The sequence below is a fragment of the Streptomyces sp. NPDC060194 genome, assembly GCF_042728285.1.
Classification (GTDB): Bacteria; Actinomycetota; Actinomycetes; order Streptomycetales; family Streptomycetaceae; genus Streptomyces.
Genome location: NZ_JBHWZH010000026.1, coordinates 41,990 through 55,709 on the forward strand (window position 1 = coordinate 41,990; position 13,720 = coordinate 55,709).

Annotated in this window: 7 protein-coding genes and 1 pseudogene; 5 read left to right on the forward strand and 3 right to left on the reverse strand. The window is 74.0% G+C overall.

Annotated elements, in window-relative coordinates; genetic code table 11:
• Positions 1-25 precede the first annotated feature (25 nt).
• Both ACFWEG_RS08680 and ACFWEG_RS08685 read right to left on the reverse strand, forming a co-directional pair.
• Positions 26-793, reverse strand: coding sequence for an enoyl-CoA hydratase/isomerase family protein (locus ACFWEG_RS08680; RefSeq protein ID WP_387210817.1), 768 nt, complete (start codon positions 791-793; stop codon positions 26-28).
• 333 nt (positions 794-1,126) lie between these two features.
• On the reverse strand, positions 1,127-2,401 hold the full coding sequence (locus ACFWEG_RS08685) for an Ig-like domain-containing protein (protein ID WP_387210820.1): 1,275 nt from the start codon (positions 2,399-2,401) through the stop codon (positions 1,127-1,129).
• 265 nt (positions 2,402-2,666) lie between these two features.
• Between ACFWEG_RS08685 and glgX the strand changes: the two genes are divergently transcribed.
• The 4 genes from glgX (at position 2,667) to ACFWEG_RS08705 (ending at position 9,676) form a co-directional block, all read left to right on the forward strand.
• Positions 2,667-5,033: a glycogen debranching protein GlgX gene (gene glgX, locus ACFWEG_RS08690; RefSeq protein ID WP_387210823.1), complete on the forward strand. Its 2,367-nt coding sequence runs from the start codon at positions 2,667-2,669 to the stop codon at positions 5,031-5,033.
• 149 nt (positions 5,034-5,182) lie between these two features.
• Entirely contained in the window at positions 5,183-7,006 is a 1,824-nt protein-coding gene (locus tag ACFWEG_RS08695; protein ID WP_387210826.1) for an ABC transporter ATP-binding protein, read from the forward strand.
• Positions 7,003-8,880, forward strand: coding sequence for an ABC transporter ATP-binding protein (locus ACFWEG_RS08700; protein WP_387210829.1), 1,878 nt, complete (start codon positions 7,003-7,005; stop codon positions 8,878-8,880). The genes ACFWEG_RS08695 and ACFWEG_RS08700 overlap by 4 nt, the downstream gene beginning before the upstream one ends.
• Positions 8,873-9,676 (forward strand): pentapeptide repeat-containing protein, encoded by an 804-nt coding sequence (locus ACFWEG_RS08705; protein ID WP_387210832.1) that lies wholly within the window; start codon positions 8,873-8,875, stop codon positions 9,674-9,676. The genes ACFWEG_RS08700 and ACFWEG_RS08705 overlap by 8 nt, the downstream gene beginning before the upstream one ends.
• A 78-nt stretch (positions 9,677-9,754) precedes the next feature.
• Here ACFWEG_RS08705 and glgP read toward each other — a convergent pair whose 3' ends face one another.
• Positions 9,755-12,394 carry an alpha-glucan family phosphorylase gene (gene glgP / locus ACFWEG_RS08710; RefSeq protein WP_387210835.1) on the reverse strand — a complete coding sequence of 880 codons (2,640 nt, stop codon included), beginning with the start codon at positions 12,392-12,394 and terminating at the stop codon, positions 9,755-9,757.
• Positions 12,395-13,205: 811 nt separating this feature from the next.
• Between glgP and ACFWEG_RS08715 the strand changes: the two are divergent.
• A pseudogene (locus ACFWEG_RS08715) lies at positions 13,206-13,720 on the forward strand (hypothetical protein); the annotation flags it as partial.

The window sequence follows — 13,720 nt, forward strand, 5'->3', positions numbered from 1 at the left end:
GGCTGAGGGTCCGACGCGTCGCCCGTCAGGCGAACTTGGCCTTGCCGGGCCCGTCCTCCACGAAGCTGCGCATGCCCGTCTCCCGGTCCTCGGTGGCGAAGAGGCCGGCGAACCAGGTGCGTTCGATCGTCAGGCCGGTGTCGATGTCCGTCTCCAGGCCGGCGTCGACGGACTCCTTGGCCGCGCGCAGGGCGATCGCCGGGCCCTGGGCGAGGCGCGCGGCCCAGGCGAAGGCCTGCTCGTACACCTCGGCGGCGGGGACCACCCGGTCGACGAGGCCGAGCGCGAGCGCCTCGTCCGCGCGGACCTGGCGGCCGGTGAAGATCAGGTCCTTGGCGCGGGACGGGCCGATCAGCCGGGCCAGCCGCTGGGTGCCGCCGGCGCCGGGGATCAGGCCGAGCAGGATCTCGGGCTGGCCGAGCTTGGCGTTGTCGCCGGCGATCCGGTAGTCGGCGCAGAGCGCCAGCTCGCAGCCGCCGCCGAGCGCGTAGCCGGTGACCGCGGCGACGACCGGCTTGGGGATGCGGGCGATCGCGGTGAAGGAGTCCTGCAGGGCCTTGGACCGCGCGACCATCGCCGCGTGGTCCATCTCCCGCATCTCCTTGATGTCCGCGCCCGCCGCGAACACCTTCTCGCCGCCGTAGAGGACCACGGCGCGCACGTCGTCGCGCCGGCCCGCCTCCTCGGCGAGCTCCCGCAGGCGGTCCTGGGTGGCGACGTCCAGCGCGTTCATCGGCGGACGGGACAGCCGGATCGTGCCGACGCCCTCGGAGACTTCCAGTTCGACAGTCATGCGGGCAGGTTAACCGCCGCTAACCGGGGCGCGGAACGCCACCTCCCCCCGGGCCCGGGACGGAACCGCCCCCGCCACCGCGAGGCACTGCGCGCGGCAGCCGCGCCGCGGCGAGCACGGGGCCTCCCCCACCGCCGGCCGCGGCGGCCATACGCCGCGCGGCGAACGACCCACGCGGCAAGCGCACGGCATGACCGACCCGGCGGCCAGGCGCCACCGCGCCGGGCACGGCGAACGCGTCCCGCGTTCGAGCCGCAGTCGTGCCGTCGCGTCTCGCGGCACCACCTCGCGGGGCGCGTCGTCGGGTGAGCGGGCGGACAGCTCAGCGGGCGGTCACTTCTCCCATTCGGCCCACGGCAGGTTCCACGCGTTGAGGCCGTTGTGCCACTGGATCTTCTTGTCCTTCGAGTTCTTGACGACCACCACGTCGCCGATCATCGAGCGCTCGAAGAACCAGGCGGCCGGCTGCGAGCCGTCGCCGCCGCCGCGGACGTCCCTGAGGCCGACGCAGCCGTGGCTGACGTTGTCGGAGCCGAAGGTCGACGCGGACGCCCAGTAGTTGCCGTGGACGAAGGTGCCGGACGTGGACAGCCGCATCGCGTGCGGGACGTCCTTGATGTCGTACTCGTCGCCGAAGCCGACCGTCTCACCGTTCATCCGGGTCACCTCGTACTTCTCGGTGATGACCATCTGCCCGTTGTAGGTGGTGGTCTCCGGCGCCCCCGCGGTGATGGGGAGCTTCTTCAGGAGCTTGCCGTCCCGCACGACCTCCATGGTGTGCGCCTTGGCGTCGACCGTGGAGACCTGGGAGCGGCCGACGGTGAACCGGAAGGTCTTCGCCTGCCGGCCGTAGACGCCCGGACGCCCCTCGACGCCGTTCAGGTTGAGCTTCACGGAGACCTTCGTGCCGGGCTTCCAGTACTGCTCGGGGCGGAAGTCCAGCCGGTCGTTGCCGTGCCACTTGTGCCGGATCTCGACCGGCGGGTCGGCGGTGACCTCGATCGCCTTGACGACGGCGGCGGGGTCGGTGATCCCGCGGGTGAAGTTGAAGGAGACCGGCATGCCGACGCCGACCTTCGCGCCGTCCTCCGGCGTGAAGTGCCCGATGAAGGTGTTCTTCGGGGTCAGCGTGGTGAACGCGATGTCCTTCGCCGACGCCCGGCCGTCCTTGTCCTTCGCGACGGCGTGCACCTTGTACCGGGTCGAGGCGGCGAGGTGGTGGGCCGGCTCCCAGGTCGCGCCGTCGGCGGATATCTCGCCGTCGACGGCGTTGCCCTTGGAGTCCTCGACGACCACCTCGGTCAGCTTCCCGTTCTCCGCGCCGATCCTCAGGCCGCCGCTCGTCGCGACCTCGTCCGCGCCGTCCTCGGGCGCGATCCGCACCACGGCCACCGAGGCCGCGGTCTCCTGGGCGACGGCCTCGGCCGGCTTCTCCCCGCCCTTGCCGTCGCCCTTGCCCCCGTCGGCCGAGTCGCCGCCCCCGCCGCCGCACGCGGTGACGACCGTCATCAGCACCCCGGCGACCAGGGCGGTCGCGACCCGCCCCCGCCGCGTTCCCGCTCGCCGTCCCCGTACGGCCGACGCCCCCGGCATCGCCTGCCCGTTCACTCCTGTGTCTCCCCTCGCACGGCCTGGTCAGGCCCGCTCCCCGCAATTGCATCGTCAGACAACCACACTTGAACTGGGATGACGCCCCCTCATCTGTCACCGTTCCGTACCGACTCGGGCCGAGGGGCCGACCGGCTGATATGCGGGGATACGTGCATGCGGGACTCCGTCTGGGAAGAACAGGGGGGAGGACCGAAGTGTGGAGCGCCCGGCCCGGGACGCCGTGCGCTCTTTTTCGGACCCACGAGCCGCGGGAGGCGAGCAGGTGTCGAGCGCACCCGAGCAGAAGGAAGTCGAGCGGGACGGGACCACCACCCCCGTCCGGAACGGAGACGGGACCGACCCGACCACGCCGGGCGGCGGGACACCGCCCGGGCACCCCGACGGGCCGGGGCCGCGGGCCGCGCCCCTGGTCGAGGGGGTGCGCGCCGCCGGCGACCGGCGCAGGCCCCTGCCCACCCTGCCGGTGTGGCCGGGCGCGCCGACGCCGCTCGGCGCCCGGGTGCGGGTGGGCCCCGACGGGACCGCGGGGACCAACTTCGCGCTGTGGGCGGGCGGTGCGGAGGCCGTGGAGCTGTGCCTGTTCGACGAGGCGGGCCGCGAGACCCGCTGCCCGCTGGCGGAGCTGACGCACGAGATCTGGCACGGCTTCGTGCCCGGCGTCGGCGCCGGGCAGCGCTACGGCTTCCGGGTGCACGGCCGCTGGGACCCCTGGACCGGCGCCCGCTGGAACCCGGCCAAACTGCTCCTGGACCCCTACGCCCGGGCCGTCGACGGCGGCCCCGGCAACGACTACAGCAGCCTGCCCGCCGAGGTCTACGCGCACGTGCGGGACTGGCCGCAGCAGCACGTCGCGGACACCGTGCGCGACGACCGGGACTCCGCGCCGTACGTCCCCAAGGGCGTCGTCGTGCACGACAACGACCCCGACGACGAGTGGGCGGACGACCGCCGCCCGAAGACGCCGTGGGCGGACTCGGTCATCTACGAGCTGCACGTCAAGGGCTTCACCGCCCGCCACCCCGACATCCCGCCGCACCTGCGCGGCACCTACGCCGGGCTCGCGCACCCGGCCGCGATCGCCCACCTGACCCGGCTCGGCGTGACCGCCGTCGAGCTGCTGCCCGTGCACCAGTTCGCGCACGAGGACCACCTGCTGCGGCGCGGGATGCGCAACTACTGGGGCTACAACTCCATCGGCTACTTCGCGCCGCACGCCGCCTACGCGGCCGCCGGGACCGCGGGCCAGCAGGTGGGCGAGTTCAAGCGGATGGTCCGCGCGCTGCACGAGGCGGGCATCGAGGTCATCCTCGACGTGGTCTACAACCACACCGCCGAGGCGAGCGAGCTCGGCCCGACGTTCTCGATGCGCGGCATCGACAACCGCGGCTACTACCGGCTCCAGCCGGGCGACGCCCGCCGGTACGCCGACTACACCGGCTGCGGCAACACCCTGCACGTCGTCCAGCCGCACGTGCTGCGGCTCATCACCGACAGCCTGCGGTACTGGGTCACCGAGATGGGCGTCGACGGCTTCCGCTTCGACCTGGCCGCCGCGCTGGCCCGGTCCATGCACGACGTCGACATGCTCTCCCCGTTCCTCGCGGTCATCGCCCAGGACCCGGTCCTGCGCCGGGTGAAGCTGATCGCCGAGCCCTGGGACGTCGGCAGCGGCGGCTACCAGGTGGGCGCGTTCCCGCCGCTGTGGACCGAGTGGAACGACCGCTACCGCGACGCCGTACGGGACTACTGGCGCGGGGCGCTGCCCGACGTCCGGGACCTCGGCTACCGGCTCTCCGGCTCCAGCGACCTCTACGCCTGGGGCGGCCGCCGCCCCTACGCCTCGGTCAACTTCGTCACCGCCCACGACGGCTTCACCCTGCGCGACCTGGTGAGCTACCAGCACAAGCACAACGCGGCCAACGGCGAGGGCAACCGGGACGGCACGAACGACAACCGGGCCTGGAACTGCGGCGCGGAGGGGGAGAGCGACGACCCGGACGTCAACGCGCTGCGCCGCCGCCAGCTGCGCAACATGATCACCACGCTGCTGCTCTCCACCGGCGTGCCGATGCTGGTGGCCGGCGACGAGATGGGCCGCACCCAGGGCGGCAACAACAACGCCTACTGCCAGGACAACGAGATCAGCTGGGTCGACTGGTCGCTCCTGGACGACCCGCACTGGCGGTCCCTGTTCGAGCTGACCAGCCGGCTGCTCACCCTGCGCCACCGCCACCCGGTCCTGCGCCGGCGGCTGTTCTTCGAGGGCCGCGCCCACTCCGCCGACGGGCTGCGCGACCTCGCCTGGTTCACCCGGCACGGCGACGAGATGACCGAGGGCGACTGGTACGCGCCCGCGGCCACCCTCGGCCTGTACCTCTCCGGGCGGGACATCCCCGGCCGGGACGCCCGGGGCGCGCAGATCACCGACGACAGCTTCCTCGCCGTGCTCCACGCCGACCACCGCCCGGTCTCCTTCCGGCTGCCCGGCGCGCCCTGGGCGGCGGAGTACGAGGTGGTCGTCGACACCGCGCGGGAGGAGCAGGCCGAGGGCCCGGGTACGCGCGTCCGCGGCGGGGAGGTCGTCGAGGTGGCGCCGCGGTCGGTGCTGCTGCTCGTGGTCCGCGACTGAGGGGGTGGGACGGGGCCTGGGCGGCGGGCCCGCGGGGGGCCGGGACGGGGAACGGCGCAGGTGGAGGCCGTGCGCCGTGGTCCTAGGCCCTTCGACGTGGCCCGAAAGTCGGTGGGCGATGTCAGTGCCGAAACGTAAGCTCGCACCTGATGAGCACTGACCCTGAGACCGAGCCGAGACCCTCCCCCCACGACCCCCGCGCCCCCCGGGAGTCCGCCGTACGGACCCTGGCCCGCCTGTGGCCGTACGTGCGGCCGGTGCGCGCCCGGTGGTTCCTGGCCGCGTTCATCGCGATAGTGGCGTCCTGCCTCGGGCTGCTCATCCCGCTGGTGCTGAAGTGGATCGTGGACGGGCCGGTCGCCGACCGCGACCCGGGCGGCGTGTGGCTGGGCGCGGGCGCGCTGTTCGCGCTCGGGATCGCCGAGGCCGTGCTGTTCGGGTTCCGCCGCTGGCTCGTCGCCCGCCCGCTCGCCGGGGTCGAGGCGGCGATGCGCGCGGACCTCTACCGGCACCTCCAGCGGCTGCCGATCGCGTTCCACGACCGGTGGGCGTCCGGCCAGCTGCTCTCCCGCGGCACGACGGACCTGATGGTCGTCCGCATGTTCCTGGCGTTCCCGCTGACCTTCCTGATCGTCAACAGCGTGACGATCGCCGTCGGTTTCGCGATCCTCTTCGCGCAGGAGTGGACGCTCGGCCTCGTCCTGCTCGCCCCGGCCGTCCCGCTCATCTGGCTGTGCTCGGCGTTCGAGAAGAAGTACGCGACGGCAGCCCGCCGGGCGCAGGACCAGGTCGGCGACGTCACGACCGTGGTCGAGGAGTCCGTCCTCGGCATCCGGATCATCAAGGGCTTCGGCCGCCACCGCAGCCAGGCGCGCGCCTTCCGCGAGCTGACCGGCGAGCTGCGCGGCACCGAGCTGCACAAGGCCCGGCTGCTCGGCGGCATCTGGGGCGTCATCACGACCGTCCCCGAGCTCGCGATCGGCGCGGCGCTCGTCCTCGGCGCGGTGCGGGTCGCGGACGGCGGGCTGTCCGCGGGCACCCTGGTCGCCTTCCTCACCACCGCGCTCGCGCTGCGCTGGCCGATCGAGTCCATCGGGTTCCTGCTCGCGATGAGCCAGGAGGCGGCGACGGCGACGCGGCGGTACTTCGAGGTGATGGACGAGCCGGAGGAGACGGCCGTCGCGCCGGGTCCCGCGGCGGCTCCGGCGGCGGGTCACGACGACGGCCTGCGCTTCGAGGGCGTGCGGTTCCGCTTCCCCGACGCCCACCCGGACTCCCCGCCCGTCCTCGACGGCATCGACCTGCACATCCGCTCCGGCGAGACGCTCGCCCTGGTCGGCGCGACCGGTTCGGGCAAGACCACGCTCACCGCCCTGGTCCCCCGGCTCCACGAGCACACCGCGGGCCGGATCACCCTCGACGGCCGGGACATCACCGCCGTGGACCGCGCCGAGCTGCGCGCGCTGGTGTCGGTCGCCTTCGAGGAGCCCACCCTGTTCTCGGCGTCCGTCGCGGAGAACGTCTCCATGGGCGGGGCGGGCGACCTCGACGCCGCCCTGGACATCGCCCAGGCCGGCTTCGTCCGCTCGCTGCCCGAGGGCGAGCGGACGGAGGTCGGCGAGCAGGGGCTGAGCCTGTCCGGCGGGCAGCGGCAGCGGCTCGCGCTGGCGCGGGCCGTCGTCGGCCGGCCGCGGTTCCTGGTGCTCGACGACCCGCTCTCCGCGCTCGACGTGCACACCGAGGCGCTGGTCGAGGCCGCGCTGCGCCGGGTCCTCCAGGACACCACCGCGCTGGTCGTCGCCCACCGGCCGTCGACCGTGCTGCTCGCCGACCGGGTGGCGCTGCTGTCCGGCGGCCGGATCACGGCCGTCGGCACCCACCACGAACTCCTGCGGGACAACGACGAGTACCGCCATCTGATGTCGGGCGCGGACGCACCGGCGGCCGACCACGAGGGGGACCTGGTCCGATGACCACCACCACCGAGCCGTCCCGGGCCGCCGAGCACCCCGAAGGACCCGAAGGCAACGATGTCGAGGCGGTGCGGGTCCGCGCGGAGGACCCGTTCGACCAGGACGACCTGCCCGCCCCGAAGGGCGCGACCGGCGCCCTGCTGCGCTCGCTGCTCGCCCCCCGCCGGCGGCGGGTCGGCGTGGCGACGGTGCTGCTGCTCCTGCAGCAGGCCGCCGTCCAGGCCGGGCCGCTGATCGTCGCCTACGCCATCGACAGCGCGGTCCCGGCGCTGCGGGCCGACGACCGCGGGCCGCTGGTCCTCGTCGCCGTCGCCTACCTCGTCGCCGCGCTCGCCGCGGGCGGGCTGCAGAACGTCTTCACCCGGGTCTCCGCGCACGTCAACCAGGACGTGCTGCTCGACCTGCGCGGGCGGATCTTCCGGCACGCGCAGACGCTCGACGTCGACTTCCACGACCGCTACACCTCCGGCCGGCTGATCTCCCGGGCCACCACCGACGTCGAGTCGCTGCGCGAACTCCTCGGCGAGGGGCTGCAGGAGCTGGTCAACGTCGTCCTGGCGTCGGTCTACATCACCGTGCTCCTCCTGTGGCTCGACCTCGGCATCGGGGCCGTCGCCGCGCTGTCGTTCGTGCCGCTGTACGCGCTGATCCAGATGTACCGGCGGCGGGCCGGCGCGGTGTACGCCGAGCGGTCGACGGCCGTCGCCGCGGTCATCGTCAAGTTCGCCGAGACGATGAACGGCATCCGCCCCGTCCGCGCGTTCCGCCGCGAGCGGGCCAACGACGAGACCTTCCGGTCGCTCAACCACCGCCACGAGCGGTCCAACGGGGACGCGCTCCTGGAGATGGCCCGGTACGTGGTCGGCTCGCGGCTCGTCGCCAACACCGCCGTCGCCGGGATGGTGCTCTGGGGCGCCTACCGGGTCGCCGACGGCACGCTCGGGCTCGGCGTCCTCGCCGCGGCCGTCCTGTACGTGCGGCGGCTCTACGACCCGATCGACCGGCTCGCGATGTTCCTCAACTCCTACGAGTCGGCCGCCGCCTCGCTCACCAAGATCGCCGGGCTGCTCGCGCAGACGCCGTCCGTGCCGGAGGCGGTCGCACCGGTGCCGCTGCCGTCGGCGGCCGCCGAGCGGCCGGGTCGCGAGATCGTCTTCGACGGGGTCTCCTTCGGCTACCGCACCGGCGGCGAGGTACTCCCCCGCTTCGACCTCGCGATCCCGGCCGGGCAGACCGTCGCCGTCGTCGGCTCCACCGGCGCGGGCAAGTCCACCCTCGCCAAGCTGCTCGCCCGGTTCTACGACCCGTCCGCGGGGCGGGTCCTGCTCGACGGGGTCGACCTGCGGGACCTCGCGCTGCCCGAGCTGCGGCGGGGCGTCGTCATGGTCACCCAGGAGGCGTTCCTGTTCTCCGGCACCGTCGCCGAGAACATCGCCATCGGGCGGCCCGACGCGACCCGTGCGGAGATCGAGGAGGCGGCGCGGGCGATCGGCGCGCACGAGTTCATCGCCGCGCTGCCCGACGGGTACGACACCGACGTCCGCAAGCGCGGCGGGCGGATCTCCGCCGGGCAGCGGCAGCTCGTCGGCTTCGCCCGCGCGCTGCTCGCCGATCCGGCGGTGCTGATCCTGGACGAGGCGACCAGCTCCCTCGACGTGCCCGGCGAGCGGGCGGTCCAGCGGGCCATGGACACGGTCCTGCGGGGGCGCACCGCCGTCGTCATCGCGCACCGGCTCTCCACGGTCGAGATCGCCGACCGCGTGCTCGTCATGGAGCGCGGGCGGATCGTCGAGGACGGCGCCCCCTCCGAACTCGTCGCGGGCGCGGGGCGGTACTCCGAGCTCCACCGCGCGTGGCAGGACTCCCTTGTCTGAGCGGCGGGAATTGCGCGGGGACTGCGGGTCCTGCTTCGGGCTGTGCTGTGTGGCGCTGCCGTTCGCCCGGTCGGAGGACTTCCCCGTCGACAAGCCCGCCGGGCGGGCGTGCGGGAACCTGGCCGCGGACTTCCGCTGCGGGATCCACGAGCGGCTGCGGCCCGAGGGGTACCGGGGCTGCACCGTCTACGACTGCTTCGGGGCGGGGCAGCGGGTGTCACAGGAGACGTTCGGGGGGCGCGACTGGCGGTCGTCGCCGGGGACGGCGTCGGTGATGTTCGAGGTGTTTCCCGTGGCGCGGCAGTTGCACGAGCTGCTCTGGTATCTGGAGGACGGGCTCGGGCGGCCGGAGGCGGCGGATGAGCACGGGGCGCTGCGGGGGTTGCGGGCGGAGACGGAGCGGGCGGCGGGGCTCCCGCCGGAGTCGCTGGCCTCGTACGACGTCGGTGCGCACCGGGGGGCGGTGAACGAGGTGCTGTTGCGGGTCAGTGCGGTCGTGCGGGCCGGGCTGCGGGGGCGGAACCATCGTGGGGCGGACCTGATGGGGGCGCGGCTGGCCGGGGCGCGGCTGCGGGGGGCGTCCTTGCGCGGTGCGTACCTGATCGCGGCGGACCTCTCGCGAGCGGATCTCCGGTCTGCGGACGTCATCGGAGCGGATCTCCGTGACGCGGACCTCTCCGGTGCGGACCTTCGCGACGCCCTCTTCCTGACGCGGCCCCAGCTCGCCTCCGCCCGCGGCGACGCGACCACCCGCCTCCCGGCCACCCTGACGCGCCCCGCCCACTGGGCCACGTGAGCCCGGGCTCCGCCCCGGTCGGCCTCCCCCCGGGGGCCCGGGGCGAAGCCCCGGGGGAAGACCGAGCCCGCGTCGGGGCTACCGCATCAGGACGCCCGCGCCCTCGCCCGTCGCCTCCGTGGGGAGGGCGACGAGGCCCATGTCGGCCGCGCTCGCGAGGAGGCGGTGGGCGGGGAGGATGCGGACGGTGTAGCCGAAGGGGCCGGTGCGGTCGAGGGAGAGGGGGCCCTCGTAGACCCAGCGCCCTTCGAGGTCGGGCCCGCTGACGGGCTTGAGGGGGACGGCGAGCGGATCGGCGAGGTGGTCCTGCGCGTCGACCCGGCCGGCGACGGCCTGGACGTCGACGTCGTCGGGCTGGAGCGCGCCGAGCGAGACGCGCACGTGCAGGGAGAGCGTCGCGCCCAGCTCCGCCGCCCCCTCCGCCGGCGCCGCGGCCTCGATGTGGTCGACGACGACCTGCGGCCACGCGGCGTGGACCCGGGACTTCCAGACGGCGAGCTCGCGCGCCGCGTCCGCGGTGAGCGCGCGGTGGGCGTGCGCGGCGGGCGTGTAGAGGCGCTCGACGTACTCGCGGACCATCCGGCCGGCGAGGACCTTGGGGCCGAGCCCGCCGAGGGTCTGGCGGACCATCGAGATCCACCGCTCGGGGAGCCCGGAGCCGGGCGACCCGTCGGGCGCGCCGCGGTCGTAGAAGCGCGGGGCGACCCGCTGTTCGAGCAGCTCGTAGAGCGCGTTCGCCTCCAGCTCGTCGCGGCGGTTCTCGTCGGTGAAGTGGCCGTCGGCGGTGGGGATGGACCAGCCGAAGTCGGGCTCGTACCACTCGTCCCACCAGCCGTCGAGGACGGAGAGGTTGAGGCCGCCGTTGAGGGCGGACTTCATACCGCTGGTGCCACAGGCCTCCAGGGGGCGCAGCGGGTTGTTGAGCCAGACGTCGCAGCCGGGGTAGAGCTTCTGCGCCATCTTCATGCCGTAGTCGGGCAGGAAGACGATGCGGTGGCGCACCCGCGGGTCGTCGGCGAAGCGGACGAGCTCCTGGATCAGCCGCTTGCCGCCGTCGTCGGCCGGGTGCGCCTTGCCGGCGACGACGATCTGGATCGGCCGCTCGGGGTGGAGCAGCAGGTCCATCAGCCGGTCGCGGTCCTTGAGCATGAGCGTGAGCCGCTTGTACGACGGCACCCGGCGGGCGAAGCCGATGGTGAGGACGTCCGGGTCGAGGACGCCGTCGATCCAGCCCAGCTCCGCGGAGCCCGCCCCCCGCTGCCGCCAGGACGCGGCGAGCCGCTGCCGCACCTCCTGGACGAGCTGCTCGCGCAGCACCCGCCGCAGGTCCCAGATCTCCTGGTCGCCGATGTCGGCGACGGCGTCCCAGCGGGTCGCGCCGCCGACGGACAGCGCCTCGTCGAAGCGCTCCGCGCCGATGGTGCGGGCGCCGAGCCGGGTGACCTCGGGGGCCACCCAGGTGGCGGCGTGCACGCCGTTGGTGATGGAGGTGATGGGCACCTCGGCGGGGTCGAATCCCGGCCAGAGTCCGGCGAACATCCCGCGGCTGACGGCCCCGTGCAGGGTGCTGACGCCGTTGGCGCGCTGGGCGAGCCGCAGGCCCATGACGGCCATGTTGAAGACGTTCGGGTCGCCGCCGGGGTACGTCTCCATGCCGAGCTGGAGCACCCGGCCCACGTCGATGCCGGACAGCTCGCCGTCGTCGCCGAAGTGCCGGGCGACCAGCTCGCGGTCGAAGCGGTCGATGCCGGCGGGGACGGGGGTGTGGGTGGTGAAGACGGTCCCGGCCCGGACCGACTCGAGCGCCGCGTCGAAGTCGAGCCCTTCGCCGTCCAGTTCGCGGATGCGTTCGAGGCCGAGGAAGCCGGCGTGGCCCTCGTTGGTGTGGAACACCTCGGGCTCGGGGTGGCCGGTGAGCCGGCAGTACGTGCGCACCGCGCGGACGCCGCCGATGCCCAGCAGCATCTCCTGCAGCAGCCGGTGCTCGCTGCCGCCGCCGTACAGCCGGTCGGTCACGTCGCGCTCGCCCGGCTCGTTCTCCTCGACGTCGGAGTCGAGCATCAGCAGCGGCACCCGGCCGACCTGCGCCTGCCAGACGTACGCCCGCAGCGAGCGGCCGCCGGGCAGGGCGAGCGAGACCTGCGAGGGGGTGCCGTCGGGCTCGCGCAGGAGCTGGACGGGCAGCTCGTTCGGGTCGAGCACCGGGTACTGCTCCTGCTGCCAGCCGTCCCGGGACAGCGACTGCCGGAAGTAGCCGTGCCGGTAGAGCAGTCCGACGCCGATCAGCGGGACGCCGAGGTCGCTGGCGGCCTTCAGGTGGTCGCCGGCCAGGATGCCGAGGCCGCCGGAGTACTGCGGGAGGGCCGCGGTGACGCCGAACTCCGGCGAGAAGTAGGCGATGGTGGACGGCAGTTCACCGTTTCGCGCCTGGTACCAGCGCTCCCCCTCGACGTACTCCCGCAGCCCCTCCTCCACCTCGCCCAGCCGGCGCAGGAACTCCTCGTCCCCCGCCAGTTCCGTCAGCCGCGCCGCGCTCACCGAGCCGAGCAGCTTCACCGGGTCGCCGCCGGACTCCGCCCACTGCGCGGGGTCCACGGACTCGAACAGTTCGCGGGTCCCGGTATGCCACGACCAGCGCAGGTTCCGGGCGATCGCCTGAAGCGGCCTCAGCGCCTCGGGCAACACGGGACGGACGGTGAACCGACGGATTGCCTTCACGAGTGCCACCTTCGATGCGGACGCGGTCACGCGGGCTGTAGGGGGGCGGCACCTCGTCGTGCTCCCCCGTCGTCACGTCCGACGGTAGCCGCGTCTGGGTGCGCGGGCCATGGCGCGCGCCTCGCGCCGCGATCATGCCGGACTGGCCGGTTCCGTACCCGGCGTCGCGCGGGGTACGCGCGCTTTTCGGCCGCGCTTCGTGCCGGGAACTTCGGCGAAGGCCAGAAGCACATCAGCCCGGCGATGGGGTCTCCCCTGCTCGAGCGAAGCCGAGAGCTCGGGGAGGTTTGAGGCCACCGGGCGGAGCCCGGTACCCGCGGCGTAGCCGCGAAACCCGCGTCGCCGCCGCCCAAGGCCACCGCGGCGCAGCCGCGAACGGGGCGGGCGGAGCCCCGGAACGGGCCCCGACTGGCCGAAAGTCGACCGCCGCGCGGGGGACTCGCACCGGTGTCGGCGGGCGAAGCCCGCGCCGAAATGCCAGAGTCGGCTGCGACCGCACGGAAGCCGACCGATGATCAACGTGTGAACGTTCCGTTGCGACCACCCGCACAGGCCCCCTCTCGCACACCGTCTCGATATCGTCCGTGATGTCCGCGCGATCAGGGGTAGCCGAACATGTCGTGACCCACGAGGAGTTCGACACGAGCCTGTGCGCGCCGTTACGCCCGAGTAGTTCCCGAGCAGTTGGCGAACGACCGGATTGCCCACCCCCGGCGGGGGAAAGGCTGAGGCGGTACGCACTCGCGTCGCAGTCCGCCCGCACCCCCCGTCCCCGCCACCCCCGCCCCAGTGAACGCGGACAGGAGCCACCATGCCCGACAGCCGCCCCTCGCCCGAACCCCCGGCGAAGCCGGCCGACGACCTGATCGAGACGCCGCCCGCAGCCGACGGCGTGACACTGCACCCGGCGGCGACCGGACCGGCCCCCGAGCCCGCTCCGACGGCCGCGCCCGACGCCGTACCCCCCGCCGTCACCCGTAAGGGCGGGGCCAAGAAGGCGACCGCCAAGAAGGCGACGGCCAAGAAGGCGACCGCCAAGCGGGCGAGCGCGAAGAAGGCCGCCCCCAAGAGCGCCGCCCGCCGGATCCCCGCCCAGGCGAGCGCGGAGACCGTGCAGCCGCCCGTGGAGCTCGTCGCGAGCACGGCGGAGGTCGTGGACGTCATCGAGCGCACCGCCGCCGCGGTGCGGGACTCCGCCGCGACGGGGAAGGGCGCGCGGACCGGCGAGCAGGACGCGGCGAAGACCGCCGCCAAGAAGGCGGCGAAGAAGGCGGCCCGCAAGCGCACCCCCCTCGCCGCCTCCGCCGCGACCGCTCCGGTCGGCGA